The 26,076-nt window shown below is 64.7% G+C and carries 28 protein-coding genes and 1 tRNA gene; 19 read left to right on the top strand and 10 right to left on the bottom strand.

What is annotated here, in order from left to right:
* Nucleotides 1–30 precede the first annotated feature (30 nt).
* The 7 genes from rbfA to Q9316_RS02370 all read left to right on the top strand — a co-directional run bounded on the left by rbfA (nt 31) and on the right by Q9316_RS02370 (nt 7,731).
* Nucleotides 31–441 carry a 30S ribosome-binding factor RbfA gene (gene rbfA, locus Q9316_RS02340; RefSeq protein ID WP_306033656.1) on the top strand — a complete coding sequence of 137 codons (411 nt, stop codon included), beginning with the start codon at nt 31–33 and terminating at the stop codon, nt 439–441.
* 70 nt (nt 442–511) lie between these two features.
* Nucleotides 512–1,447, top strand: a complete 936-nt coding sequence (gene truB, locus Q9316_RS02345) for a tRNA pseudouridine(55) synthase TruB (protein ID WP_306033657.1) — start codon at nt 512–514, stop codon at nt 1,445–1,447.
* A gap of 200 nt (nt 1,448–1,647) precedes the next feature.
* Nucleotides 1,648–3,378, top strand: a complete 1,731-nt coding sequence (locus Q9316_RS02350; protein WP_306033658.1) for a sensor histidine kinase — start codon at nt 1,648–1,650, stop codon at nt 3,376–3,378.
* 34 nt (nt 3,379–3,412) lie between these two features.
* Nucleotides 3,413–3,739 carry an SH3 domain-containing protein gene (locus Q9316_RS02355; protein WP_306033659.1) on the top strand — a complete coding sequence of 109 codons (327 nt, stop codon included), beginning with the start codon at nt 3,413–3,415 and terminating at the stop codon, nt 3,737–3,739.
* A gap of 162 nt (nt 3,740–3,901) precedes the next feature.
* Nucleotides 3,902–4,171, top strand: a complete 270-nt coding sequence (gene rpsO / locus Q9316_RS02360; protein ID WP_230807809.1) for a 30S ribosomal protein S15 — start codon at nt 3,902–3,904, stop codon at nt 4,169–4,171.
* Between the two features lie 313 nt (nt 4,172–4,484).
* Nucleotides 4,485–6,626, top strand: a complete 2,142-nt coding sequence (gene pnp / locus Q9316_RS02365) for a polyribonucleotide nucleotidyltransferase (protein ID WP_306033660.1) — start codon at nt 4,485–4,487, stop codon at nt 6,624–6,626.
* A gap of 88 nt (nt 6,627–6,714) precedes the next feature.
* The gene (locus Q9316_RS02370) at nt 6,715–7,731 is read left to right on the top strand and encodes a class I SAM-dependent methyltransferase (RefSeq protein WP_306033661.1); all 1,017 of its coding nucleotides are present in this window, start codon (nt 6,715–6,717) and stop codon (nt 7,729–7,731) included.
* Between the two features lie 9 nt (nt 7,732–7,740).
* On the opposite strand, the gene Q9316_RS02375 is transcribed toward Q9316_RS02370, so the two are convergent.
* Nucleotides 7,741–8,199, bottom strand: a complete 459-nt coding sequence (locus Q9316_RS02375) for an Lrp/AsnC family transcriptional regulator (RefSeq protein ID WP_306033662.1) — start codon at nt 8,197–8,199, stop codon at nt 7,741–7,743.
* 130 nt (nt 8,200–8,329) lie between these two features.
* On the opposite strand from Q9316_RS02375, the gene Q9316_RS02380 reads away from it, so the two are divergent.
* Nucleotides 8,330–8,929: a LysE family translocator gene (locus Q9316_RS02380; RefSeq protein WP_306033663.1), complete on the top strand. Its 600-nt coding sequence runs from the start codon at nt 8,330–8,332 to the stop codon at nt 8,927–8,929.
* Nucleotides 8,930–8,994: 65 nt separating this feature from the next.
* Nucleotides 8,995–9,222 carry a hypothetical protein gene (locus tag Q9316_RS02385; protein WP_306033664.1) on the top strand — a complete coding sequence of 76 codons (228 nt, stop codon included), beginning with the start codon at nt 8,995–8,997 and terminating at the stop codon, nt 9,220–9,222.
* Nucleotides 9,223–9,265: 43 nt separating this feature from the next.
* Here the strand turns inward: Q9316_RS02385 and fabI are convergent, their stop codons facing one another.
* The 3 genes from fabI to fabA form a co-directional block, all read right to left on the bottom strand.
* Nucleotides 9,266–10,072 (bottom strand): enoyl-ACP reductase FabI, encoded by an 807-nt coding sequence (gene fabI / locus Q9316_RS02390; RefSeq protein ID WP_306033665.1) that lies wholly within the window; start codon nt 10,070–10,072, stop codon nt 9,266–9,268.
* Nucleotides 10,073–10,077: 5 nt separating this feature from the next.
* The gene (gene fabB, locus Q9316_RS02395) at nt 10,078–11,301 is read right to left on the bottom strand and encodes a beta-ketoacyl-ACP synthase I (protein ID WP_306033666.1); all 1,224 of its coding nucleotides are present in this window, start codon (nt 11,299–11,301) and stop codon (nt 10,078–10,080) included.
* A gap of 80 nt (nt 11,302–11,381) precedes the next feature.
* Nucleotides 11,382–11,897 carry a 3-hydroxyacyl-[acyl-carrier-protein] dehydratase FabA gene (fabA, locus tag Q9316_RS02400; protein ID WP_306033667.1) on the bottom strand — a complete coding sequence of 172 codons (516 nt, stop codon included), beginning with the start codon at nt 11,895–11,897 and terminating at the stop codon, nt 11,382–11,384.
* Nucleotides 11,898–12,214: 317 nt separating this feature from the next.
* Here fabA and irrA point away from each other — a divergent pair, with 317 nt between their 5' ends.
* Nucleotides 12,215–12,634, top strand: a complete 420-nt coding sequence (gene irrA, locus Q9316_RS02405; protein ID WP_306033668.1) for an iron response transcriptional regulator IrrA — start codon at nt 12,215–12,217, stop codon at nt 12,632–12,634.
* Nucleotides 12,635–12,643: 9 nt separating this feature from the next.
* Here the strand turns inward: irrA and Q9316_RS02410 are convergent, their stop codons facing one another.
* Nucleotides 12,644–13,279 (bottom strand): trimeric intracellular cation channel family protein, encoded by a 636-nt coding sequence (locus tag Q9316_RS02410; RefSeq protein ID WP_306033669.1) that lies wholly within the window; start codon nt 13,277–13,279, stop codon nt 12,644–12,646.
* Nucleotides 13,280–13,425: 146 nt separating this feature from the next.
* Between Q9316_RS02410 and Q9316_RS02415 the strand changes: the two genes are divergently transcribed.
* Nucleotides 13,426–13,899 carry a hypothetical protein gene (locus Q9316_RS02415; protein WP_306033670.1) on the top strand — a complete coding sequence of 158 codons (474 nt, stop codon included), beginning with the start codon at nt 13,426–13,428 and terminating at the stop codon, nt 13,897–13,899.
* A gap of 9 nt (nt 13,900–13,908) precedes the next feature.
* Here the strand turns inward: Q9316_RS02415 and Q9316_RS02420 are convergent, their stop codons facing one another.
* Nucleotides 13,909–14,700 carry a YdcF family protein gene (locus tag Q9316_RS02420; RefSeq protein ID WP_306033671.1) on the bottom strand — a complete coding sequence of 264 codons (792 nt, stop codon included), beginning with the start codon at nt 14,698–14,700 and terminating at the stop codon, nt 13,909–13,911.
* 24 nt (nt 14,701–14,724) lie between these two features.
* Nucleotides 14,725–15,897, bottom strand: coding sequence for a TMEM43 family protein (locus tag Q9316_RS02425; protein ID WP_306033672.1), 1,173 nt, complete (start codon nt 15,895–15,897; stop codon nt 14,725–14,727).
* 137 nt (nt 15,898–16,034) lie between these two features.
* Here Q9316_RS02425 and Q9316_RS02430 point away from each other — a divergent pair, with 137 nt between their 5' ends.
* The 3 genes from Q9316_RS02430 to Q9316_RS02440 all read left to right on the top strand — a co-directional run bounded on the left by Q9316_RS02430 (nt 16,035) and on the right by Q9316_RS02440 (nt 17,339).
* Nucleotides 16,035–16,304, top strand: coding sequence for a DUF2934 domain-containing protein (locus Q9316_RS02430; protein ID WP_371877945.1), 270 nt, complete (start codon nt 16,035–16,037; stop codon nt 16,302–16,304).
* Between the two features lie 90 nt (nt 16,305–16,394).
* Nucleotides 16,395–16,934 carry an acyloxyacyl hydrolase gene (locus tag Q9316_RS02435; protein ID WP_306033673.1) on the top strand — a complete coding sequence of 180 codons (540 nt, stop codon included), beginning with the start codon at nt 16,395–16,397 and terminating at the stop codon, nt 16,932–16,934.
* 24 nt (nt 16,935–16,958) lie between these two features.
* A complete protein-coding gene (locus Q9316_RS02440; RefSeq protein WP_306033674.1) occupies nt 16,959–17,339 on the top strand; it encodes a GFA family protein in 381 nt (126 codons plus the stop codon).
* A 63-nt stretch (nt 17,340–17,402) separates the two neighbouring features.
* Here the strand turns inward: Q9316_RS02440 and Q9316_RS02445 are convergent.
* Nucleotides 17,403–17,478: transfer RNA gene (locus Q9316_RS02445), tRNA-Ala, on the bottom strand.
* 146 nt (nt 17,479–17,624) lie between these two features.
* Nucleotides 17,625–18,017, bottom strand: a complete 393-nt coding sequence (locus tag Q9316_RS02450; protein ID WP_306033675.1) for a TIGR02300 family protein — start codon at nt 18,015–18,017, stop codon at nt 17,625–17,627.
* Between the two features lie 276 nt (nt 18,018–18,293).
* On the opposite strand from Q9316_RS02450, the gene aroA reads away from it, so the two are divergent.
* The 3 genes from aroA to rpsA all read left to right on the top strand — a co-directional run bounded on the left by aroA (nt 18,294) and on the right by rpsA (nt 22,167).
* On the top strand, nt 18,294–19,661 hold the full coding sequence (gene aroA, locus Q9316_RS02455; protein ID WP_306033676.1) for a 3-phosphoshikimate 1-carboxyvinyltransferase: 1,368 nt from the start codon (nt 18,294–18,296) through the stop codon (nt 19,659–19,661).
* Nucleotides 19,661–20,293 carry a (d)CMP kinase gene (cmk, locus tag Q9316_RS02460; RefSeq protein ID WP_306033677.1) on the top strand — a complete coding sequence of 211 codons (633 nt, stop codon included), beginning with the start codon at nt 19,661–19,663 and terminating at the stop codon, nt 20,291–20,293. Before aroA ends, cmk begins: the two co-directional genes overlap by 1 nt.
* Before the next feature lie 167 nt (nt 20,294–20,460).
* Nucleotides 20,461–22,167 carry a 30S ribosomal protein S1 gene (gene rpsA, locus Q9316_RS02465; RefSeq protein WP_306033678.1) on the top strand — a complete coding sequence of 569 codons (1,707 nt, stop codon included), beginning with the start codon at nt 20,461–20,463 and terminating at the stop codon, nt 22,165–22,167.
* Between the two features lie 75 nt (nt 22,168–22,242).
* On the opposite strand, the gene Q9316_RS02470 is transcribed toward rpsA, so the two are convergent.
* Nucleotides 22,243–23,892 (bottom strand): hypothetical protein, encoded by a 1,650-nt coding sequence (locus Q9316_RS02470; protein ID WP_306033679.1) that lies wholly within the window; start codon nt 23,890–23,892, stop codon nt 22,243–22,245.
* Nucleotides 23,893–24,299: 407 nt separating this feature from the next.
* Here Q9316_RS02470 and Q9316_RS02475 point away from each other — a divergent pair, with 407 nt between their 5' ends.
* Nucleotides 24,300–25,682 carry a nicotinate phosphoribosyltransferase gene (locus tag Q9316_RS02475; protein ID WP_306033680.1) on the top strand — a complete coding sequence of 461 codons (1,383 nt, stop codon included), beginning with the start codon at nt 24,300–24,302 and terminating at the stop codon, nt 25,680–25,682.
* Between the two features lie 56 nt (nt 25,683–25,738).
* On the top strand, nt 25,739–26,074 hold the full coding sequence (locus Q9316_RS02480; RefSeq protein WP_306033681.1) for a DUF6665 family protein: 336 nt from the start codon (nt 25,739–25,741) through the stop codon (nt 26,072–26,074).
* Nucleotides 26,075–26,076: the final 2 nt, after the last annotated feature.

The following is a 26,076-nucleotide window of genomic DNA, read 5'->3' on the forward strand; positions in this document are numbered from 1 at the left end:
GGCGCTCGCATTTTTTTGAAGGTGACGACCATGACAAGAGCAACATCCTCGGCGCCGTCGCAACGCATGCTGCGCGTGGGCGAGCAGGTGCGCGCGGCGATCACCCAGGTTCTCCAGCGCGGCGACGTGCGCGACCCGCTGATCGAGAAGACCGTGATTTCCATCTCGGAAGTGCGCATGTCGCCCGATCTCAAGCACGCCACGGCCTATGTGACGCCGCTCGGCGTCAAGGACCATGACGTGGTGATCGAGGCGCTCAACCGCAATTCGAAATTCATTCGCGGCCGCCTCGGCCCGCACCTGCGCCAGATGAAGTACATGCCGGACGTGCGCTTCCGCGACGATACGAGCTTCGACAATTACAAGAAGATCGACGATCTCCTGCGCTCGCCGGAAGTCGCGCGCGATCTTTCCGCCGAAGACGGCGAAGACGACAACTAGAGTTTTCACGCAATTCCGGACGCAAAACCGCTTCGCACTTTTGCTGGAATTGCTCTAATCCAGGATACAGATGTCCAGACCCCGCAAACCCAAGGGCCGGCCGGTTTCCGGCTGGCTTATCCTCGACAAGCCTTTCGATTTCGGCTCGACCGAGGCCGTCTCGAAGATCAAGTGGCTCTTCAAGGCGCAGAAGGCCGGCCATGCCGGCACGCTCGATCCGCTCGCCTCCGGCATGTTGCCGATCGCGCTCGGCGACGCCACCAAGACCGTGCCCTATGTCATGGACGGCCGGAAGATATACGAGTTCACGGTCACCTGGGGCGAGGAGCGCACGACGGACGACCTCGAAGGTGAGGTGGTGCGAAGCGCCGACAAGCGTCCCACCGCCGACGAGATCCAGGCGATCCTCGGCGAGTATACCGGCGTCATCCAGCAGATCCCGCCGCAGTTCTCCGCCATCAAGATCGACGGCGAGCGGGCCTACGACCTTGCCCGTGAGGGTGAGACGGTCGAGATCCCCTCGCGCGAGGTGGAAATCCACCGCCTGACGCTGATCGGTTGCCCGGACGAGAACACGGCGGCCTTCGAGGTCGAATGCGGCAAGGGCACCTATGTGCGCGCGCTCGCCCGCGATTTCGGCCGCCAGCTCGGCTGTTTCGGCCATATTTCGGCGCTCCGCCGCACCTTCGTCGCGCCCTTCGGCGAGGATGACATGGTGCCGCTCACCGACCTCGTCGCGCTGGAAAAGATAGAGGACGAGGCCGAACGGCTGGCCGCGCTCGATGCGTTACTGATCGATACGGGCGAAGCTCTCTCCAGCCTGCCGCAGATCGTCATCAACGACGACCAGGCGCACCGGCTGCGCATGGGCAATCCGATCATCCTGCGTGGCCGCGATGCGCCGGTTTCGGCGGACGAAGCCTATGCCACGGCACGCGGGAAGCTGGTCGCGATCGGCGAGATCGGCGGCGGCGAATTCCGCCCGAAGCGCGTCTTCGCCGGCTGAGGCGAAGAACGCCTACGGCCTGTTTCCGCGTTTCGAAGAAGGGCGGAACACCTTAAAATTTGCGGGTCGGAACCAACGGCTGCCGACTTGATTTCACCACAAGCTACAGGCTTTATGGGCCGGCGAGGTTCGTTCGAGGATGGGCCGGGCGGCGCATGCCGTCACGGCCGGCCAAGGGCGAAGGGTGAAAGGGCTGGCCGTTGACGATTGCGCCGACTGACAGGACGGTGTCCGCCGAGGATGCGGGCAAGGGCGCCGCCGTCCCAAGCCGCCGGCGCATGCATCGTCCGGTGGTCTTCTATCTCGTCTGCCTCATCCTCGTCGTCGTCATTCCGGCCTTCCTGTTCTCGATCGTCGTGCTGAAGCGCACCAACGAGGCGCAGGAGCGCATCTTCGAATCGCTGCTGCGCACCTCCACGGGCGCCGTGAACCGGGCCGTCGAGCGCGAAATCTCCGGCATGTTCTCCACGCTCAACTTCCTGTCCACTTCCGACAGCCTGCAGAACGGCGACTATGCGGCGCTGCATGGACAGGCCACGAAGGCGCTGGAAGGCACGGACATCTATTTCCTCGTCATCGACCAGACGATGCGCCAGCTTCTCAACACGCGCGTACCCTACGGCACGCCGCTGAACCCCGCCTCGGAGCCGATCTCGGCCGGCCTGGCGCTGGCGCGCGGCGAACGCATGGTCTCCGATATCTTCTTCGGCAAGACCGCCCAGCAATGGGTGTTCAACGTCTATCTGCCGATGCGCCTGCAAAACGGCCGGCACGAGCTTTTGACGCTGACGAAGAACGCCGAGGCGCTGCGGCGCGCGATCAATCCCGACATCCTGTCGCCGGGCTGGAACGCGGCGGTGCTCGATACACGCGGCACGGTCATCGTATCCACGGACGAAAACCAGAAGACGGGCACGCCATTCTTCCTGCGCGTCGTTCCCTCGCTGCGCCTCGGCGTCAGCACGATGCGGGAGGGCGGCGTCAATTATCAGGTCGTCACGGAATTCTCCTCGCTCGCCGGCTGGCGCATGATCGCCTGGGCGAAGTCGTCCGACGTGCAGGCGCCGGCCGTCTCCTCCTTCCTGTGGTTGACGATCGGCGGATCGATCTTCGCGCTTCTGGCGGCCGTGAGCGCGGCCGGCATTGCCCGCGTGCTCTCGCGCGACGTCCGTCTGCTGGCGCAGGACGCGCGCCGGCTCGGCCGCGGCGAGCGGGTCGCGGCGCGGCGCTATGCCATTTCCGAACTGGAGACCGTCTCGCGCGCGCTGGCGGAAGCCGCCGATGCGCGCGTGAAATCGGAAAACGAGGTGCGTTTCCTGATGCGCGAGGTGGCGCACCGCTCGAAGAACCAGCTCACGGTCATCCAGGCCATGCTGAACCAGTCGGCCGCAGGCGCGGAAAACGCCAGCGATTTCGCCGAGACCTTCCGCAAGCGCGTGGCGGGCCTCGCCCGCTCGACGGACCTGATGATCGCCAATGCGACGCAGGGCGTGAACCTTGCGGAACTCGCCAGGAACCAGTTGAAGCCTTTCACGCCCGACGATGCAGCGCGCGTGCGCATATCCGGTCCTGCCGTTCTGCTCGATCCGCAGGCGTCGCAGACGCTCGGCATGGCGCTGCACGAGCTGTCGACCAATGCCACCAAATACGGCGCGCTCGCCAACGAGGCTGGTATCGTCTCGTTGAGCTGGGTGGCGCAGGGCGAGGACCTCAACCTCGTCTGGCGCGAAAGCCGGGTGGCGATCGACAAGGAGGCCATCGCCGCAAGCCGCAAGGGTTTCGGCAGCGTGGTGCTGGAGCGCATGCTCGGCATGGCGCTCGACGCCAAGCTGGAATTCATCGTGCACGACGACGGCATCGAATGGCGGGTGACGATCCCGCTCGCTCGTCTGCGCGACGAGGAAGCCCACCAGCCGGGAGCCGGTGAATGACGGCGCCGGCTTTCCATCCCCGCAGGTCCATGCCATGAAATCCTTCCTGTCCAGAATGCTGATGGCCGCCGTTCTTTCGAGTGTCGCCGCGCCCGCCATTGCCGCCGGCGAATGCGTGGTCGACGATCCCACGGGCACGCCGCTCAACGTGCGCTCCGCGCCGAACGGAACGATCCTGACCACCATTTCGAACGGCACCCGCGTCGAGGTGGTCGAGGAGATGAGGATCGGCTCGAAGCGCTGGCTTTTCGTCTCGCGGCAGGGCGAGCGGCTGGGCTGGATATTCGGCGCCTATGTGGTCTGTCCCAAGGGCAGCGACGTGCGCGAAGCCGCGCCGAGCCAGCCGGCGGACAGGCGCTAGCCCGGTGCATTGGCCGTTGACGACGGCCCCTTCCATTTCAGCAGGGAATGGTTTATAGGCACCGCCAGCAATGCGGGCCTGCCCGCTTGCCTTCACGGCCATTGCTGGACGACATCCCGGCTTTTGGCGACCTTAAGTTCTCCATTCATGAAAGGACATACGATGTCGATCACTGCTGAGCGCAAGGCTGCGCTGATCAAGGAATACGCAACCGTCGAAGGCGATACCGGTTCTCCGGAAGTCCAGGTTGCGATCCTGACGGAGCGCATCAACAACCTGACCGGCCACTTCAAGGACCACAAGAAGGACAACCATTCCCGCCGTGGTCTGCTGACGATGGTTTCCAGCCGCCGCTCGCTTCTTGACTACCTCAAGAAGAAGGACGAAGCCCGTTACAGCAAGCTGATTGCTGCCCTGGGCATTCGCCGCTAAACAGTTCCGGCGGGCGCTCGTTTCGAGCGCCCGCCGCTTTTTTTCGCGGAAGGCAATTCCGCCATACCGTTTCGCCTGTGTCGGTTGCGACCGCCTCGTGAAACGGGTTTTCCAGCAGGCCGGATGGGCCGGCCCTGCGGAACCAACCGATGACCTGTCATGGGGCAGGATTGCAGGATGCTTCGGTCCGTGCCTTTGCGCGGGTCGCCTTTCGGAAGCCTCCCGTTGTCTTGCCCATGATGCGTCATGAAAGCGGATAGACCACCTGCGCCTTTTGGCGGCGGTGCGCGTATCTGCCTTAGAAGGACAAGACATGTTCGATACCCATACGGTTGAAATCGAATGGGCGGGCCGTCCGCTCAAGCTGGAAACGGGCAAGATCGCCCGCCAGGCTGACGGCGCCGTTCTCGCGACTTATGGCGAAACCGTCGTTCTCGCCACCGTCGTTTCCGCCAAGGCGCCGAAGCCGGGCCAGGATTTCTTCCCGCTGACCGTCAACTACCAGGAAAAGACCTACGCCGCCGGCAAGATCCCGGGTGGCTATTTCAAGCGCGAAGGCCGCCCGTCGGAAAAGGAAACGCTGGTTTCCCGCCTGATCGACCGTCCGATCCGCCCGCTCTTCCCGGAAGGCTACAAGAACGACACGCAGGTCGTCGTCACGGTCGTCCAGCATGACCTCGAAAACGATCCCGACGTCCTGTCGATGGTTGCCGCTTCCGCGGCCCTGACGATCTCGGGCGTTCCCTTCATGGGCCCGGTCGGCGCAGCGCGCGTCGGCTACATCAACGGCGAATACGTTCTCAACCCGCATCTCGACGAGATGGACGAGTCGGTTCTCGACCTCGTCGTCGCCGGCACGCAGGACGCCGTTCTGATGGTCGAGTCGGAAGCCAAGGAACTGAACGAAGACGTCATGCTCGGCGCCGTCATGTTCGGCCACAAGGGTTTCCAGCCGGTCATCGACGCGATCATCAAGCTCGCGGAAGTCGCTGCCAAGGAGCCGCGCGACTTTACCCCGGAAGATCATTCCGAACTCGAAGCCGAAATGCTCGGCCTTGCCGAAACGGAACTGCGCGCCGCCTACAAGATCACCCAGAAGGCCGATCGCTACGCCGCCGTCGACGCCGTCAAGGCCAAGGTGAAGGCACATTTCCTGCCCGAGGGCGTTGAGCCGAAGTACACCGCCGAAGTCATCGGCGCCGTCTTCAAGCACCTTCAGGCCAAGATCGTTCGCTGGAACATCCTCGACACCAAGAGCCGCATCGACGGCCGCGATCTCGAAACCGTCCGCGCCATCGTCTCGGAAGTCGGCATCCTGCCGCGCACCCACGGCTCGGCCCTGTTCACCCGCGGCGAAACCCAGGCGGTGGTCGTTGCCACGCTCGGCACCGGCGAAGACGAGCAGTATGTCGACAGCCTGACCGGCATGTATAAGGAACGCTTCCTGCTGCACTACAACTTCCCGCCCTATTCGGTCGGTGAGACGGGCCGCATGGGCTCCCCGGGCCGCCGCGAAATCGGCCACGGCAAGCTTGCCTGGCGCGCGATCCGCCCGATGCTGCCGACGGCGGAACAGTTCCCCTACACGCTGCGTGTCGTGTCCGAGATCACCGAGTCCAACGGCTCGTCCTCGATGGCAACGGTCTGCGGCACCTCGCTCGCGCTGATGGACGCCGGCGTTCCGCTGGCCAAGCCGGTTGCCGGCATCGCCATGGGCCTGATCCTTGAAGGCGAGCGCTTCGCGGTTCTCTCCGACATCCTCGGCGACGAAGACCATCTCGGCGACATGGACTTCAAGGTTGCCGGCACCGCTGACGGCATCACCTCGCTGCAGATGGACATCAAGATCGCCGGTATCACCGAGGAGATCATGAAGGTCGCGCTCAGCCAGGCGCAGGGCGGCCGCAAGCACATCCTCGGCGAGATGGCCAATGCCATCTCCGAAGGCCGCAGCCAGCTCGGCGAATTCGCACCGCGCATCGAAGTCATGAACATCCCGGTCGACAAGATCCGTGAAGTCATCGGCACGGGCGGCAAGGTCATCCGCGAGATCGTCGAAAAGACCGGCGCCAAGATCAACATCGAAGACGACGGCACGATCAAGATCGCGTCCTCGTCCGGCAAGGAGATCGAAGCGGCCCGCAAGTGGATCCACTCCATCGTCGCTGAACCGGAAGTCGGCATGATCTACGAAGGCACGGTCGTCAAGACCGCAGACTTCGGCGCCTTCGTCAACTTCTTCGGCCCGCGTGACGGCCTCGTGCACATCTCGCAGCTCGCCCAGGAGCGCGTTGCCAAGACCTCCGACGTCGTCAAGGAAGGCGACAAGGTCTGGGTCAAGCTGATGGGCTTCGACGAGCGCGGCAAGGTTCGCCTTTCCATGAAGGTCGTCGACCAGGCCACCGGCAAGGAAGTCGTTGCCGACAAGAAGGGCGACGGCGAAGCCGCCGAATAATCGGACCCTTACCGATCGAGGGGGCGCGGAGCGGCACGTTCCGCGCCCTTTTCTTTGACTGATCTTTTTCCTCCGCCGAAAGCCGACCATGACCCGCGACGCCCTGAAAACCCTGTTCCATCCCTTTGCCGCCGGCACGCTTGCCATGCCGGGCGAGGACGAGCGCTACCTTTTCCTCGGCGCGGAGGCCGGGCAGCGCCCGCCGGAAGGTTTCGGCGCGACGCTCGACGCGGTGCAGCCGCTGCGTTCGCTCTATCGCGGGCTCGAAGCCGTGCGCGTGCCGGTCAAGCCGGCCGTCGAGGGCGACGACTATGACGGCGCCCTCATCCTGATCAACAAGCACAAGGGCGAGAACGAGAACCGGATCGCCGAGGCGCTGCGCCGCGTGCGCACCGGCGGCCTGATCGTCGTTGCCGGCGGCAAGGAGGACGGCATCCAGTCCATGCGCAAGCGCCTGGACCAGCTCGGCCTGACCGGCGACTACACGCCGAAGTACCACGGCCTCGCCATCTGGTTCGCCCGGCCGGAAGACCCGGCCGACGCGATCGCCAAGCTGGCTGCAAAGCCGGTGCGCATCGCCGGCCGCTTCACGGCGGCGCCCGGCATGTTCTCGCATGACCGGATCGACGAGGGCTCCGAGCTACTGGCCACCCGCATTCCCGAGGACTTCCACGGTCACGCCGCCGATTTCGGCGCGGGCTGGGGCTACCTCTCGGTCATGCTCGGCGGCCGCGCGCCGCAGGTCAAGGGCATCGACGTGTTCGAGGCGCACCACGACGCGCTGGAAGCTGCCAGGGAAAACATGGCGGAGAATTGCCCGAACATTCCGGCGCGCTACTACTGGTTCGACCTCACCGCCGAGACGCCGCGCGACCACTACGACCTCATCGTCATGAACCCGCCCTTCCACGAGGGCCATGCAGCCGACCATTCGCTCGGCGCCGGCATGATCCGCATGGCGGCGAAGTCGCTGAAGGCCGGCGGACGCCTGCTGATGGTCGCCAACCGCGGCCTGCCCTACGAGCCGGTGCTGAAGGAAGCCTTCAAGGAAAGCGGCGAAGTCTGCCGCAACGCCCGCTTCAAGGTGCTGTGGGGCCGGCGCTGAGGCGTCGGCCTATAGCGGCAGGGCGAAGGTCTGCTTGATCGTCTCGCTCGGCACGTCCGTCTTGACGGTCTGGATGCCGTTCCGGCGCGTCAGATGCGTCGACTGGAAGCGGCGATAATCCTCGAGATCGGCGACGACGACGCGCAGCAGCGCGTCGCTCTCGCCAAGCATGATGTAGCACTCCACCACCTCCGGCAGCCGCTTCATCGCCGCGATGAAGTGGTCGATCGTCTCGGCGTCCTGCGCGGTGAGCGAAATGCGCGCGAACATGGAAAGCTGCAGGCCGACTTTCGCCTGGTCGATCACCGCGACATAGCGGCTGATCACGCCCGCCTCCTCCAGAAGCTTCACCCGGCGCAGGCAGGGCGAGGGTGACAGCCCGACGCGTCTCGCCAACTCGACGTTCTGCAGCCGGCCGTCCTGTTGCAGTTCGCGCAGGATGCGGCGATCGATGTCGTCAAGCTGCATTGGAATCCTCGCAAGCGTTCGAGCCAATCTCTGGCGTCTTATATCAACATCTTCCTAAATCTTGGCATTTTGGCAACCCGATTGCGCGCGAAGGCGTCTAGGCTGCCGCTGTTTCGGTGGGGAGGACATCATGGATTGGGCGTGGTTTCTGGCGACGTCGGGTTTCGCTTTCGCCATGGCGGGCACGCCGGGGCCGAACAACACGATGGTGACGGCCTCGGGCGCCAATTACGGTTTCCGCCGCACGCTTCCGGTGGCCCTCGGCATGGGCGTCGGGGTCGCCGTCATCATCTTCGCCGTGGCGGCGGCGGGCGGTTCCATCGTCTCCGAGCCAAGCGTGCATCTTGCTCTGAAATGGCTGGGCATCGCCTACCTTCTCTGGCTCGCCTGGCGCATTGCCACGGCGCCGGTGGGTATGGGCGCCGAGAACCACAGGCAGAGGCCGTTCACCTTCATCGAGGGTACGCTGTTGCAGGCGGTGAATCCGAAGCTCTGGGTGATGGTGGCGGGCGCCGTCGTCGCTTATGGCGGCGGTGCGGCCGGAGACCTTTCCGTTCCCGCGGCCTTTGCCGCCATCTTCGGCGGCGCGACGCTTGCGAGCACCATCGCCTGGACATGCGTCGGTGTCGGTGCGGCGCGGTTCATCACGCGAGAGCGCAGCCTGAAACTGTTCAACCGCGCCATGGCGCTGCTGCTGGTGCTTTCGCTCCTGCCCGTCGTGCTGGAATAGGCCGGTTGCCAATTTCCGGAAAGAGGTCCACCATCCCCGGATCGTTCTCGTTCAGGAGACCCGCAATGGCTTTTGGACCTGCAAGACCGCCCATGATGGAAGATGTGGCGGAAGTCATCGCCAAGGATGTGAAGGAAGGGGAGGGGCATACGCCGACCTCCGAGGTGCCGCTCGCCTTTTTGCGGCGCGGTGCGGACGGCAAGCCGCTCGAAATGAACGGCCGCGTGCGCATGCTGCTGCTCGGCGTCCTGGCGGCGGTGATCCTGCTCGTCGTGGTGCTGATGGCACTATGACCGGGAGGAGACGGCGCGAAGGCAAGCTTCGCGCCGCGATTTGTTATTCGCTGTCGGCCTTGGCGAGGCGTTCCAGCGTCGGCATGGAGGTGATGTTGTAGCCGGCATCCACATAGTGGATTTCGCCGGTGACGCCGCTCGACAGGTCGGAAAGCAGGTAGAGTGCCGAATTGCCGACATCCTCGATGGTGACGGTGCGGCGCAGCGGCGCGTTCTTCTGCTGCCAGGAGAGCATCGCGCGCGCATCCGAAATGCCGGCGCCGGCGAGCGTGCGGATCGGGCCGGCCGAGATCGCGTTGACGCGGATGCCCCGCGGGCCGTAGTCACCGGCGAGATAGCGCACGGAGGCTTCCAGCGCGGCCTTGGCGACGCCCATCACGTTGTAGTTCGGCATGAGGCGCACCGAGCCGCCATAGGTCAGCGTCAGCATCGAGCCGCCGTCGGTCATCAGGCCGGCCGCGCGCTTGGCGATTTCCGTGAAGGAGAAGCAGGAGATCACCATCGTGCGCGAGAAGTTGTCGCGCGAGGTGTCGGCATAGAGGCCCTTCAGCTCGTTCTTGTCGGAAAAGCCGATGGCGTGCACGACGAAGTCGAGCTTGCCCCACCTCTCCTTGATCGCATCGATCGTCGAATCGACCGAGGCGATGTCCTCGACGTCGCAGGGAATGACGAAATCGGAGCCGAGTTCGGCGGCGAGCGGCTTCACGCGTTTGCCGAGCGCCTCGCCCTGGTAGGTGAAGGCGAGTTCCGCGCCCTGTCCGGCGAGTTTCTGTGCGATGCCCCAGGCGATGGAGTGGTTGTTCGCGACCCCCATGATGAGGCCGCGCTTGCCTTTCATGATTCCCGTCATTGACGTCATCCGTTGTGGCGCTGGAAGACCAGCGTGGCGTTCGTGCCGCCGAAGCCGAAGGAATTGGAAAGAACCGTGTCGATCTTGGCATTGTCGATGCGCTTGCGCACAATCGGCACGCCGTCGAATTCCGGGTCGAGCTCGGTGATATGGGCGCTTTCGCCGATGAAACCGGCCTGCATCATCAGGAGGCCGTAGATCGATTCCTGCACGCCCGCCGCACCCAGCGAATGGCCGGTCAGCGACTTGGTCGACTGGATGTGCGGGATCCTGTCGCCGAACACTTCGCGGATCGCGCCGATCTCCTTGCTGTCGCCGACGGGCGTCGAGGTGCCGTGCGTGTTGATGTAGTCGACGTCGCCCTTCACGGTGGCAAGCGCCTGGCGCATGCAGCGGATCGCGCCTTCGCCGGACGGGGCCACCATGTCGTAGCCGTCCGAGGTCGCGCCATAGCCGACGATCTCGGCATAGATCTTCGCGCCGCGGGCCTTGGCGTGTTCCAGCTCTTCGAGAACCAGGACGCCGGCGCCGCCGGCGATGACGAAGCCGTCGCGGCTGATGTCATAGGCGCGCGAGGCCGTGGCGGGCGTGTCGTTGTACTTGGAGGACATGGCGCCCATGGCGTCGAAGAGGTTCGACATGGTCCAGTCGAGGTCCTCGTGGCCGCCGGCGAACATGATGTCCTGCTTGCCCCACTGGATCATCTCCGCGGCATTGCCGATGCAGTGCGCCGAGGTCGAGCAGGCGGACGAGATCGAATAGTTGACGCCGTGGATCTTGAACCAGGTGGCAAGCGTCGCCGAAGCCGTAGACGACATCGCCTTCGGCACGGCGAACGGGCCGATGCGCTTGGGCGAGTTGTTCTTGAGGGTGATCTCGGCCGCCTCGATCAGCGTGCGGGTGGAGGGGCCGCCCGAACCCATGATGATGCCGGCGCGCGGATTGGCCGAATATTCGGCCTCCTCGAGGCCGGAATCGGCGATCGCCTGCTTCATGGCGACGTGGTTCCACGCGCCGCCCTGCGAGAGAAAGCGGGCCGCGCGGCGATCGACGAGCTCGGTCGTGTCGATGTTGGGCGAGCCCCAGACCTGGCACTTGAAGCCGTGGTCGGCGAAATCCTGGCTGAAGCTGATGCCGGAGCGTGCATCGCGCAGCGACGCCGTGACTTCGTCAGCATTGTTCCCGATGGAGGATACGACCCCCAGGCCCGTGACAACAACCCGTCTCATGATTTCTGACCTTTTCTGAACTGCGTCTCGTGGTGAAGACGGCGATGGCCGCCCTCAGGCTTCCGGCGGCCGGCGCCGCCTCAGGCTTCCTTGTCCTTCGACAGGCCGACGCGCAGGTCGGACGCCTGGTAGATGGTCTCGCCGTCGGCCTTCAGCCAGCCGTCCGCCGTGCCGAGCACGAGCCGGCCGCGCATGACGCGCTTGAAGTCGATGCCGTATTCGAGCAGCTTCGTTTCCGGGCGCACCATGCCCTTGAACTTCACTTCGCCCGTGGAAAGCGCCATGCCGCGGCCGGGCTCGCCGAGCCAGCCGAGGAAGAAGCCGGTGAGCTGCCACATGCCGTCGAGGCCGAGGCAGCCCGGCATGATCGGGTTGCCCTGGAAGTGACAGGGGAAGTACCAGTCGTCGGGCTTCACGTCGTATTCGGCGCGGATGTAGCCCTTGTCGAAGGCGCCGCCCGTTTCGGAAATGTCGGTGATGCGGTGGACCATCAGCATGGGCGGCAGAGGAAGCTGGGCATTGCCGGGGCCGAAAAGCTCGCCGCGGCCGCAGGCCAGAATTTCCTCGTAGTTGTAGCTGGATTGCCTGGTCGTCATCGAATGTCTCATCCCGGTCTTGAACAACGCTTGGTATGCGTTCGTTTTAGAGGAGGCTGCGTGCGAATTGAAGCACCTCGACCCCTCCCTTTTTGTCGCCGCACCCTGCATGGGCAAGACGTTATTTCAGCAGTCCGCATACATGATGCTCGCCTTGACAGCCAGCGCAAATTGCCGTGACCGGGGTGAAGGCCCCGGTTTTTCCGCACGTTGCGCGCGCTTTGACGGCCGCAATCCTATTGAATCCCGGCACTGCTAAAGTTATATCGAAAGTTCAAGATTGTTGTTCAAGGCCCAGACAAGCGGACCCGTCGCCCATGACGCATGCACACGAGTTGCCCATCGAAGAGCGCCTGCGCCATTCCGGCCTGCGCCCGACGCGCCAGCGCGTGGCCCTCGCCGACCTGTTGTTCGCCAAGGGCGACCGGCACCTGACGGTGGAGGAACTGCACGAGGAGGCCGTCACCGCCGGCGTCCCGGTTTCGCTCGCGACCGTCTACAACACGCTGCACCAGTTCACCGAGGCCGGCCTCATCCGCGTCCTGGCGGTTGAAAGCGCGAAGACCTACTTCGACACCAACGTCTCCGACCACCACCACTTCTTCGTGGAGGGCGAGAACCATGTGCTCGACATTCCCGTGAGCAATATAGCGATCGGTAACCTGCCGGAGCCGCCGGAAGGCATGGAGATCGCGCATGTCGACGTGATCATCCGCCTGCGTCCGCGCAAGGGCTGACCGTCCGCCTCACATCACATCGTCAGGATGGCGGCCCGGCCGCGGCTTGTAGATCGGAAAACGCCAGCCGAATCGCAAGGCTCCGCCGCGCACCACGAAGGCCGCGCCGATGCCGATGGCCGACGCCAGCCAGAGCGGCGCCCCGGCAACCGTCGCGGCAGTGAAGGCGGCCGAGCCGATGAGCGCAGCCGTGACATAGACCTCGGGCCGCAGCAGCACGGAGGGCTCGTTTGCAAGAAGATCGCGGATGATGCCGCCGAAGCTCGCCGTCAGCACGCCGGTCGTGATCGCCACCGTCGGCGAACCGGTCGCGGCAAAGCCCTTGGCCGCGCCCATCACGCAATAGGCCGAGACGCCCATGGCATCGAGCCAGAGCAGCAGGCGATAGCGCGACTCGATGCGGTGCGCGAGCACGAAGACGACGAGCGCGACGACGACGCAGACGATGAGATAGGTCGGGTTCACCACCCAGAAGACCGGCGTCGCGCCCAGGATCACATCGCGGAAGGTTCCGCCGCCGATGCCGGTCGCGGCCGCCAAAAACAGGAAGCCGATGATGTCGAGCTGCTTGCGGGAGGCCGAAAGCGCGCCGGTCGCGGCAAAGACCGCGACGCCCGTATAGTCGAGCAGTTCCAGGATCGACACGTCTTTCCCCCTCTTCGTGCGGCGCGCCCACAGGCCAAGCCTCGCGACAGCTTTGCCGCGGTAGAGTGCGCGCGCCGGCAGAATCACGCCGCGCGCGGCCCCGGCTGCATAATGACCGAATCGCTTGCCATGGAAAGGTTCGAGAGATGGCCATCCGCATGAAGTTCCTTGCGCTGCTCTGCGCCGCCCTGGTTTCGGCCGCCATGCCGGTCCGCGCCGCCGAGATCGTGCCGGATGCGCTGGCCACCGTTCAGGCGGAGGTCGCCAAGCGCTGCAAGACGGCCGTCTATGGCGAGGATTTCGCCGACAATGTCGATTTCAACAACGACCGCCTCGTCGATGCGATCTTCAACCTCGGCGCGGTCAACTGCGACGGTGTGCCGGGCGGCCTGTGCGGCGATGTCGGCTGCCCGCACGAATTCTATATCCAGGTCGCCGAAGGCGGCTATTTCCTCGCCGCCAATGCCGATCTTTACGGCTACGGCATGAAGAAGCGCTTCGGCAATATGGTGCTGGAGCTCAAGGCAAACGCCGCAAGCTGCGGACGCGACGACGACCAATACTGCACCATGACCATCCGCGTGCGGAACGCCCGCTTCGAGACGATTTCGAAGAAGTGAGAACGGCGGCTATTGCGGGAAGAAGGCGTGCGTCCGGCCCGCGAGGTAATAGAACAAGAGACCCGTCCATTCGCGCAGCGCCGTCGTCATCAACTGGCTGTTCGTCGAGGGCTGGGTGAGGTCGAGCGCGAGGCGCGCCGTACCGGTCGTGCGATAGTCCGTCGGCCATGGCAGCACCTCGAGACCGAGCTTGCGGAAGAGTCCGACCGAGCGCGGCATGTGGAAGGCCGAGGTCACCAGCAGGCAGCGTTCGAGGCCGTTTTCCTTGAGAAGCCCCTCCGTGTTCCCCGCATTTTCGAATGTGTCGCGCGATTGCGTCTCGCGGATCACCCGCGCGGCTGGCACGCCGAAAGCCTCGAAGAACCGCGTTCCCACCACCGCGTCGCCTTCATAGGCACCGCTCAGAGAGCCGTCGCCGCCCGAAATCAGGAGGCGCGCTTCGGGAAATTGCATAGCAAGCCGCAAGGTCTCGACGAAACGGTCCCCGGCCTGGGTCATCTCGAAGCCGCCGCGTGCCGCGATGACCTCCGATTCGAAGCCGCCGCCGAGCGTGATGATGCAGGCCGGCCCGCCGGCCGGCAGCTCGGCGCGGGCGATGCGGTCCTCCAGGGATTGCAGGAGCACCGCACCGGTCGAGGTGAAGAGCGTGAGGAACAGCACGAGCGCTGCCGCCACGCTGGCAAGCGCCTTGATGCGGTTCCACTTCAGCAAACCGGCGATGAGGCCGGCAAGGAGCAAGAGCAGGGCGAGCGAGAGCGGCTGGGCAACCAGCCAGAAGGTCTTCGAAATATAGAAGGTCACGCGTCGCTCATCCCGCCTTTGTCGTCATGCCCCGGCGGGAACGGGTGTTGCTGCCGCCTTGCCGCGCCGCAGATAGAGGATGCCTGCCGCAAGCGCAATGCCGATGGCCAGAACCGCGATGGCGATGAGCGGGCGATAGGCGATCCAGGCGATGGCGATGATGGCCGGCCCGATCAGCAGGGTGAAGATGAGCGCGATCGCCGTCGTGCCGAAGCGCACGATCGAGCCGATGAAGGGCACGACGTCGGCGATCACGCCGAGAATGGAGAGGATAGAGGCGAAGCCGACGAAGATGCCGACCAGCCCGCCGATGCGCAGCGCCCAGGTGATGATGGTGTTCTCGCTCTGCGCGGCGTCGAACATGGCAGCGGCATCGACGAGACCGGCATCGCTGAGGAAGAGATCGCGGCCGTTCGTCGTCTTGTAGGGCGTCAGGCCAGTGCCGCGCTGCGCGCCGACGAAGCTCGCCTCTGCAATGTCCGAGCGCTCGAAGCGGATGCGGATATCGCCGACCTGAAGGTTCTGCGGATCGAACGAGAAGACGGCCTGTCCGGCGATCGTCGAGACGGGCTTGCCGAGTGTGACGGCCTCGCCGAGCCGGTTCGCCTCGATGGCCGTCAGCGGCACGGGGCGCTCCTCGCCGAGCCGGGCGACGGCGCGGCCGTCGACGCTGAAGGCGCCGATCGTCGCCGACGGCACGGCGAAGCTCGCATCGTCGATCGGCTTTTGCGGATTGTCGTGGCCCGACTGGCGGAAGCTGCCGGAGCTGACTTCGTTTCGCTTCCATTCCTTGTGGTAGGAATAGGTGGTGACAGTCTCCTCGCTGCCGCCAAGCTGCTTGCGCGTCTCCGATTTCGAGGTCTCGACCCACTGGTACATCTCGACGATGCGCTCGAGGCCCGCAGCGCCGTCGGCAGAGATGCCGAGCACATCGTCCTCCGGCATGCCGACGGGCTTCACCGGCCCGGAAACGTGCACGAGCTTGCCGTCGTTGGCGGGGTCGACGCTGCCGTTGTCGACCGAAACGACGAGGCCGGCGCCCTCGACGAGTGCGCGGTAGGTCTTCACGGAACGCCCCTCGTTCCAGAAGAGCAGCCAGATGCAGGCGAAGAGCAGGATGAAGCCGACCACGATCTTGATCAGCGCCCCCTTCAGCCTGGAGAACCAGAAAGTGGTCGTCGTTTCCGTAAAGCTCATATTGTCCCCCGACAAAGCTGCATCTCCTGCCTGAGACGCCTGAGGAACCATGCTTATTCGCGGTTCCTGAACGACGCAAGCAGGGAACATCCGGCGGGATTGTCCGTTCACCGCGAACGAAGAGAAGGAGCACGTCCATGACCGACGACCGCGAAGACAGGATCCGCAAGCGCGCCCATGAACTCTGGCAGCAGGAAGGCGCGCCGGACGGCAAGCCGGACGACCACTGGTACCAGGCGGAACGTGAAATCGACCAGGGCGACAGCGAGATCGGCGGCGACGACGAGCCGAACCTCGAAGCCCTGCGCGAGGCGGCCCGCCAGCACAACGACACCTTCATCGTAAAGACCGATCTGGAGGATGCCGACCAGCGCGAGGCGGCGCCCGGCACGCGCGAACAGCCGTAGGCAGCCGGACAGTTTAGCGTGCAGCCATATTCGGGCTGTACAAAACCCGCGTCCGCGCCAAAAATCGCCTCTGGTGATTCGGGGGACGCTATGAAGATTTTTCTGGCAGCCGCTCTGACGACGGCGTCGATCGGAGTATATGTTCCGTCTGCCTCGGCCGGCGACCTTGTCGATGAGGTGCGCATCGGCTTGAGCGGAAACCTCGACAGCAGCTCGTCGCAAGACAAGGGCGTCGTCGGATCGGCCGAGGTCTTCATCGCCCCCTTCCAGTCCTCGCAGACCGGCGTGGCGAAGGTCCTGCTGGAGCCGCGGGTACAGGTGGGCGTCTCGGGCGGCGCGGACGCGACCGACCAGGCCTATCTCGGCCTCAACTGGCATCTGCCGATCACCGAGACCTTCTTTGCGGAAATCGGCGCGGGCGGGACCGTTCACAACGGCAACCTGGACAGCGGCACCGGCCCGCTCCTCGGCTGCCGTTTCCTGTTTCGCGAACACGCCGCGCTCGGCATGCGCGTCACGGAAACCGTTAACGTCATGGCGACCGTCGACCATTCCTCGAATGCCAACCTCTGCGACGGCCCGAACGACGGGATCACCCATGCAGGCTTGAGCGTCGGCGTGAAGTTCTAAGAGGCCGATGCAAGGGGCGGCGCCATGGCGAAACGGATAGCCTCCTGCGCCTGCGGCACCCTCAGCGCCTCCGTCGAGACGGAACCGGTCAAGATATCCCTCTGCCATTGCGAGGCCTGCAAGAAGCGCACGGGTTCTGCCTTCGGCGTCGCGGTCTTCTTCGGTCGCGACGACGCGAAGACTACAGGCCCGTCGCACGTCTTCACGCGCCGCGGCGAAAGCGGCAAACGCGTGACCTTCCACTTCTGCCCGGACTGCGGCAGCACCGTCTTCTGGTATCCCGAGTTCCGCCCCGACCGCATAGCAATCGCCCTCGGCGCATTTGGCGACGATCCCGGCCTTGTGCCGGAGCAAGCCGTGCATGGGGAACGGAAGGCCCCGTGGGTGACGATTGACCTGCCATAGCGATACGAACGACCAGCGACCGAACCAGGCCTGATAAAACTACATGGTTTTGAAGAGAAGGTTTGGTGGAGCTAAGCGGGATCGAACCGCTGACCTCTTGCATGCCATGCAAGCGCTCTCCCAGCTGAGCTATAGCCCCATAACGGGTCCGGCTAGGCCGGTTTCCGGGAACCGAAGCGGCGTTGCCGTTCGGTGTGGCGGCTTATTACTTCCGGGCCCCGGAGATGGCAAGCCGAAAAATGAAATCCGGCCGATTTTTTTGAAACCGGCCGGATTATCAAGGTCTTACGCTTCGTCTTCGTCGCCGGTGACGCCGATGAGGTCGCTCATGTCATCATCGTCGTCGTCTTCGTCCTGTTCCAGGAACGTGTCATCGTCGTCGTCGCCGTCGATCTCGACGTCGTCGTCGCCCAGATCCGGCAGGTCGTCGCCGCCTGCTGCATCCTCGTCGGCCTCTTCCAGCGAGACGAGTTCGACTTCCGTGTTCTCCGTATCGACTTCGCTGACGTCCTCGTCCTCATCCTTTTCGAGGACCGCAGCCGCCGAGGTTTCCTCGAAAAAGGAGAGCGGATAGGACTTGCCCGTATAGGGGGACACGATCGGATCGCGGTTCAGGTCGTAGAACTTCTTGCCCGTTTCCGGATCGATGCGTTTGGTTCCGAGTTCCGGTTTTGCCACTGTCAAAGCCTCTAAGGTGCCGTTTGTTTCCGGCGTGGCCGGGGTTCCGGCGCGTTGAAGGGGAAAATGATTAGCCGGTCCCCTTAATAGGCTTGCGCAATCCTGTCAAAGCCTAACTTGGGGAGGGTGCCAACTCGACCTTCCATCCATGCGTCGCGCGAATGCGGATTGTTTGCCGGCGGGAGGATGACGCTTTAAATCGTTTGTGGTAGCAAGCGCGCGTTCTCCCCCAAGCGATCCCGTTGGGGAGCCGCGATATTACTAAGGAAGACGCCCATGTCGCACGGCGCCATTGCACGGCCCGCAACCGCCCGCAAATCCTCCGGCCTTTCCGGAACCGTCCGCATTCCCGGCGACAAATCGATTTCCCACCGGTCCTTCATGTTCGGCGGCCTTGCGAGTGGCGAGACGCGCATCACCGGCCTGCTGGAGGGCGAGGACGTCATCAATACGGGCAAGGCCATGCAGGCCATGGGTGCCAAGATCCGTAAGGAAGGCGACACCTGGATCATCGACGGCGTCGGCAACGGCGCGCTGCTCGCGCCCGAGGCGCCGCTCGATTTCGGCAATGCCGGCACCGGCTGCCGCCTCACCATGGGCCTCGTCGGGGTCTATGACTTCGATTCCACCTTCATCGGCGACGCCTCGCTGACCAAGCGCCCGATGGGCCGCGTCCTCAATCCGCTGCGCGAAATGGGCGTGCAGGTGACGGCCGCCGAGGGCGACCGCCTGCCCGTGACGCTGCGTGGACCGAAGACCCCGACGCCGATCACCTACCGTGTGCCGATGGCCTCCGCGCAGGTAAAGTCGGCCGTGCTGCTCGCCGGCCTCAACACGCCCGGCATCACGACGGTCATCGAGCCGGTGATGACCCGCGACCATACCGAAAAGATGCTGCGGGGCTTTGGCGCCAACCTCACCGTCGAGACGGATGCGGATGGCGTGCGCACGATCCGGCTCGAAGGCCGCGGCAAGCTGACCGGCCAGGTCATCGACGTGCCGGGCGATCCGTCCTCGACGGCCTTCCCGCTGGTCGCCGCGCTGCTCGTGCCGGACTCCGACGTCACCATCCTCAACGTGCTGATGAACCCCACGCGCACCGGCCTCATCCTGACGCTGCAGGAAATGGGCGCCGACATCGATATCCTGAACCCGCGCCTTGCCGGCGGCGAGGACGTGGCGGACCTGCGCGTTCGCTCCTCGCAGCTCAAGGGCGTCACGGTGCCGGAAGACCGCGCGCCGTCGATGATCGACGAATATCCGGTTCTCGCCGTCGCGGCCGCCTTCGCCGAGGGCACGACCGTCATGAACGGCCTCGAGGAACTGCGCGTCAAGGAGAGCGACCGCCTTTCGGCCGTCGCCGATGGCCTCAAGCTCAACGGCGTCGATTGCGATGAGGGGGAATCCTCGCTCGTCGTGCGCGGCCGCCCGGACGGCCAGGGGCTCGGCAATGCCTCGGGCGCCGCCGTCGCGACCTATCTCGACCACCGCATCGCCATGAGCTTCCTCGTCATGGGCCTTGTCTCGGAAAACCCGGTGACCGTGGACGACGCCACCATGATCGCCACGAGCTTCCCGGAATTCATGGACCTCATGACGGGTCTTGGCGCGAAGATCGAACTTTTCGAGGCGAAGGGCGCCTGATGACATTCACGATCGCCATCGATGGTCCCGCCGCCGCCGGCAAGGGCACGCTGTCGCGCCGCATTGCGGATGAATACGGTTTCCATCATCTCGATACGGGCCTGACCTACCGGGCGACGGCCAAGGCGCTTCTCGATCGCGGCCTGCCGTTCGACGACGAAGCCATTGCCGCGGACGTGGCGCAGAACCTCGATCTGGCAGGCCTCGACCGATCGGTGCTCTCCGCCCATGCCATCGGCGAGGCGGCGTCCAGGATCGCCGTCATGCCGTCGGTGCGCCGGGCGCTGGTCGAGGCGCAGCGCGGCTTTGCGGCGCGCGAGCCCGGCACGGTGCTGGACGGCCGCGACATCGGCACGGTCGTCTGCCCGGATGCGCCGGTGAAGCTCTATGTCACTGCATCGCCGGAGGTGCGCGCCAAGCGCCGCTACGACGAGATCCTCGCCGGTGGCGGCGCGGCCGATTACGGGACGATCCTCGACGACATCCGCCGCCGCGACGAGCGCGATATGGGCCGTGCGGACAGCCCGTTGAAGCCCGCCGACGATGCGCACTTGCTCGATACGTCGGAAATGAGTATAGAGGCGGCGTTTTCCGCGGCAAAGTCGTTTATCGACGCCGCGCTTAAGCGCTAGCAACGCCAGGAAAAGCGCGGAAGCGGTTTTCCGTCCGGAGTTGCGCAACATAAGAGCGAAGGCTGTCCCCGCGCCGGATTTGCTGCCCAAGGGTAGCGGATAGTGCTTCGCTCATCATCAACGCTAACCCCCGGCGCCCGTGCCCAAGAGGCACACCAGGAGTTTCAATGTCTCAAGCAAACCCCACGCGCGAAGATTTCGCAGCCCTTCTGCAGGAATCCTTTGCGTCGAACGATCTCGCCGAAGGCTATGTTGCCAAGGGTATCGTTACCGCGATCGAAAAGGACGTCGCCATCGTCGACGTCGGCCTCAAGGTTGAAGGCCGCGTACCGCTGAAGGAATTCGGCGCCAAGTCGAAGGACGGCACGCTGAAGGTCGGCGACGAAGTCGAAGTCTATGTCGAGCGCATCGAAAACGCGCTTGGCGAAGCCGTCCTGTCGCGCGAAAAGGCTCGCCGCGAAGAGAGCTGGGCCAAGCTCGAAGTCAAGTTCGAAGCTGGCGAGCGCGTCGAAGGCGTCATTTTCAACCAGGTCAAGGGTGGCTTCACCGTCGATCTCGACGGCGCCGTTGCCTTCCTGCCGCGTTCGCAGGTCGACATCCGTCCGATCCGCGACGTCACGCCGCTCATGCATAACCCGCAGCCCTTCGAAATCCTCAAGATGGACAAGCGCCGCGGCAACATCGTCGTTTCGCGCCGCACGGTCCTCGAAGAGTCCCGCGCCGAGCAGCGTTCTGAAATCGTTCAGAACCTCGAAGAAGGCCAGGTTGTTGACGGCGTCGTCAAGAACATCACCGACTACGGTGCGTTCGTTGACCTCGGCGGCATCGACGGCCTGCTGCACGTCACCGACATGGCCTGGCGCCGCGTCAACCATCCGTCGGAAATCCTGTCCATTGGCCAGCAGGTCAAGGTTCAGATCATCCGCATCAACCAGGAAACCCACCGCATCTCGCTCGGCATGAAGCAGCTCGAGTCGGATCCGTGGGATGGCATCGGTACGAAGTACCCGACCGGCAAGAAGATCTCCGGTACGGTCACGAACATCACCGACTACGGTGCGTTCGTCGAGCTGGAGCCGGGCATCGAAGGCCTGATCCACATCTCCGAAATGTCCTGGACGAAGAAGAACGTTCACCCCGGCAAGATCCTGTCCACGAGCCAGGAAGTCGACGTGGTCGTTCTCGAAGTCGACCCGACGAAGCGCCGCATCTCGCTCGGTCTCAAGCAGACCCTCGAGAACCCGTGGCAGGCCTTCGCGCACAGCCACCCGGCTGGCACGGAAGTCGAAGGCGAAGTCAAGAACAAGACCGAGTTCGGTCTGTTCATCGGCCTCGAAGGCGACGTGGACGGCATGGTGCACCTGTCGGACCTCGACTGGAACCGTCCGGGCGAGCAGGTCATCGAAGAGTTCAACAAGGGCGACGTCGTCAAGGCAGTCGTTCTGGATGTGGACGTCGACAAGGAGCGCATCTCGCTCGGCATCAAGCAGCTCGGCAAGGACTCCGTCGGCGACGCCGCGGCATCCGGCGACCTGCGCAAGAACGCCGTCGTTTCGGCTGAAGTCATCGCGATCAACGATGGCGGCATCGAAGTGAAGCTCGTCAACCACGAGGACATCACGTCGTTCATCCGCCGCAACGATCTGTCGCGTGACCGTGACGAACAGCGTCCGGAGCGTTTCTCGGTCGGCCAGACCGTCGACGCCCGCGTCCTGAACTTCTCGAAGAAGGATCGCAAGATCCAGCTTTCGATCAAGGCGCTGGAAATCGCCGAAGAGAAGGAAGCCGTCGCACAGTTCGGTTCGTCCGACTCGGGCGCTTCGCTCGGCGACATCCTCGGCGCGGCTCTGAAGAACCGCAACAACGCCGAGTAAGCCTTGCTTGCTTGAAAATCGAAAGGCCCGCGGAGAGCGATCTCCGCGGGCTTTTTCTTGCCGATTGTTAAGCGGTCAGGTCCAGTAGTCGCCGAGCTTCTGGTAGAAGTGGAGGCCGGGCTCCAGAACGCCGACCATCTCCGCCGCCTTCTCGCGCCGCCGCGCCATGTCGGCGCTCTCGGGCTCCTCTTCGGCGGCTTCGCGGTCCGTATCGCCGTTAGCGGCATCACCGCCTTCTTCACCCGCCTCTTCCTCGTCTGCCGTCTCTTCTTCCTCCGCCTCGCGGGCTTCGGGCCAGGCAATGTCCTCTTCGGCCGGCAGGTAGGGCACGAAGGCAAGCGGCACGCCCTCGCGCAACACGGTTGCCGCAAGCAGCTTGTCCGGCAACGCATCGGCGGCGGGCTGGCCTGCGTCGCGCGCCGGGAGCATCGGCAAGGGATCGTCCCGCTCTGCCGCAGGTTGCTGCAGGAGCGATGCGGACTGTGTGCCTTCGGTGCGCGCCTTGCCGGTTTCGGTAGCGGCCTGGGCGGGGTCCTTCGCCTGCGCGGAGGACAGAAGCTCGTCCCCGTCGGCGGTGGAGGGTTGCAACACTGACGATTGGGCGGCCTCGGGCCGGGTCTTGCGAAGGGCCGAACCGAGCCCGTCCTCGATGGCATCGTCCACATGTTCGCGGACGATCAGCGCCAGCTCGTCCTCCATCGCCGGATCGAGCGGGCGCTCCAGCAGCGTGCGCAGGAAGGTCGCTTCCTCAGGCGAGAGGTTTTCGACGAGATGGGCCACCGCCTGCATCAGCACATCGGGGGAAACGTCTCGTGCCACGGCTTGCAGCACGCTGCGGGCCAGCGCCTGTCCGGCCGTATTGGATACGTCGCGCTTCAAGGCCGGCGCTGCCGCCTGAACCTCCTCGGCATCGCCATTGTGGCGAGCCGCTGCCGCGGATGCCTCGACGGGGTGTTCCTGCGTGGCGGCCTTGGCGGCGGATGCCGGCAGATGCGCATCAGTTCGCGTGGCGTTCGGCAGCTTCGCCTCGGCCGCGGGGCGGATCGTCCCGGCGGTCATCTGGAGGTCGGCGCCGCCGTCGGCGGTCCTGCCGGGCAGGGGGCGCGGCTTGCTGTTGCCGTCGAGATCGAAGATGCGCTTCAGCGTCGTCTGGAGCAGGCGGGCATCGCCCAGCATCTGCGCCGTCTGCGCGCTCTGCTGCGTGCCGTGGCGGCCGACGGCGGCAAGCTGCTGGGCGGTCAGGCCGAGCGGCTTTTGCTGGCGCTCCGTGCCGGCCGCCGGAAGATCGTCGAGGTCGAGGTTCGTTGCCAGGAAATGAGCAAGCTTCTGGGCTTCCGGCCCGTTGGGATTGCGAACGATCTCGATGAGGCTGCGCGTCGGCATGGCGGAGAGCACGGTGTTGATCAGCTTCTCCACGCTCGGGCGAAGCTCCGGCGGCAGTCTGGCGATGATGTCGGCGAGCTTGCGGGCGCCTTCGCCCTCGTGGCCGGGCATCGTCTTCAGCGCGGCAAGCAGCGTTTCGATGAGGTCGCGGCCCGGATTGGGCTCCGCCGTGCGCGGCATGTGCTTCAGCATGGTTTCGATGAGGCGCAGCAGCACGTCCGCCTTGAGATTGGCGAGGGCGGCGGCGGAAAGCTGCGGATTTGCGGCAGCATCGCTCGATGCCCCCGGAAGAACGGGGGTGGGCTGCACTGTCCCGGTCGTCGTCGCCACACGCGGCAGCATGCCTGCCTCCTGATCGCATTGCCGATGCCGTCCGCATCGCAAGGCCTGCCAATGTTCCATCGTCCGTCGGATGGCGCATCATGCGCGACGCTGCGAGGTGCTGGGCTTTCGGCCCGGCGAGCCGGGCATTCACGCGGGGAGGCGGCGGTTGGACCGGCGAAGCACTGGACCGCGAACTGTGCCGGACGGGAACCCCGTTACTCCGAACAATTTCCTAGCCCTTACAAATGGCATTTTATGGTTAACGAATTCCTAATGGACGCGGAAATCCTTCGCGCCTGCAGCATCGCGAGGCGAAATTTCCGGTCTCATGCGCCTCTTGCCCCTTATGCTCGGCTCGCGTAAATCTTCCCGGCACTGTCTGGCCGCCAAATATTCGCGGGCCGCGGATGCGGCGGAGACCTTCGATGAACCTCACCAACCTCATCCTCAACACCGACAGCTACAAGTTCAGCCACTACCTGCAATATCCGCCGGAAACCCGCGCCATCTCCTCCTATGTCGAGGCGCGCGGCCATTCGGACCATGCGGAAGTGCTGTTCTTCGGCCTCCAGATGTTCCTCAAGGAATATCTGTCGAAGCCGGTCACCATGGCGGATGTGGACGAGGCCGAGGGCATCGTCACGGCGCACGGGCTGCCGTTCAATCGGGAAGGCTGGACGCATATCGTCAGGAAGCACGGCGGCTTCCTGCCGCTGCTCATCGAAGCGCTGCCGGAGGGCACGCTGGTGCGGCGCGGCGTGCCGGTCGCGCAGGTCGTCAACACCGACCCCGCCTGCTACTGGCTGACCTCCTATATCGAAACGGCGCTGCTGCGCGCCATCTGGTATCCGAGCACGGTGGCCTCCAATTCCCGCAAGGTGAAGCAGATCATCCAGCCGATCCTGGAAAAGACCTGCGACGACCCGGCCGCCGTCCTGCCCTTCCGACTGCACGATTTCGGCGCGCGCGGCACCACGAGCTTCGAGCAGGCGGGCATCGGCGGTGTGGCGCATCTCGTCAATTTCATGGGCACGGACACGGTGAGCGCCGTGCTCTATGCCCGCCGCTACTACGGCGCGGACATGGCCGGTTTCTCGATCCCCGCCTCCGAGCACTCGACCATGACGTCCTGGGGCCAGGAGCACGAGGCCGAGGCCTATGGCAACATGATCGACAAGTTCGGCGGCAAGGGCCTCTATGCCGTCGTGTCCGACAGCTACGACATCAACAACGCCGTTGCGGAAATCTGGGGCAAGCAGCTCAAGGAGCGGGTGCAGAAAGCCGGCGGCACGCTCGTCGTCAGGCCGGACAGCGGCGATCCGGTGGAAACGCCGGTGCAGGTCGTGCGTCAGCTCGCCTATGCCTTCGGCACGCACCTCAACGGCAAGGGCTACAAGGTGCTCGACGACAGCGTGCGCGTCATCCAGGGCGACGGCATCTCCCCGGCCGATATCGGCCTCATCCTCGGCCGGATGGAAGCCTTCGGCTTCTCGGCGGAGAACATTGCCTTCGGCATGGGCGCGGGACTGCTGCAGAAGGTCAACCGCGACACCTATTCCTTCGCCATGAAGGCCAACGCCCGGCAGGATACGGCCGGCGCATGGCACGATGTCTACAAGCGCCCCGCCACCATGAACCTCAAGGCCTCCAAGGCGGGCCGGCAGGCGGTGGTCGAAAGCTATATCGGCCTGGAAGCGGCGCGGGTGGATCAGCTCGCCGGCCGCGAGAACCTGCTGCAGCCGGTCTGGCGCGACGGCAAGCTGCTCGTCGATTGGACCTTCGACGCGGTGCGCGCCCGCGCCGCCTGAGCCCTTGCAGTCGCGCACCTGCCGCTCCATCTTGGGTCCATGACTGGAGACGAGAGATGACGGTTCGCCCGCCACAGGCGCTCGCCCCCTCCTTCACCAAGGAGACGGGGCTCAATATCCTCGAATACGAATTGATGTCCGAGCGGGCGGATTCGCTCGGCCGACATGGCCTGAAGGTCGAGAAGGCGCTGGCGCTGCTTGCCGAGCGTCTTGCCGCGGGCTGCGGCGAGGCCGAGCGCGAAGACCTCCTCAACGACGCCGCCGACAAGGTCTGGGCCTTCTTCATCACGCGGGAAATGTGCGGCCTGCGCAGCCAGAAGGATGCGATCCGCCGCTACGCCATTCCGCCGGAAGTCATCGCGCGGCTCGGCATTGTCAGGAAGAAGCCGTAGCC

Source organism: Shinella zoogloeoides (assembly GCF_030733845.1).
Classification (GTDB): Bacteria; Pseudomonadota; Alphaproteobacteria; order Rhizobiales; family Rhizobiaceae; genus Shinella; species Shinella zoogloeoides_C.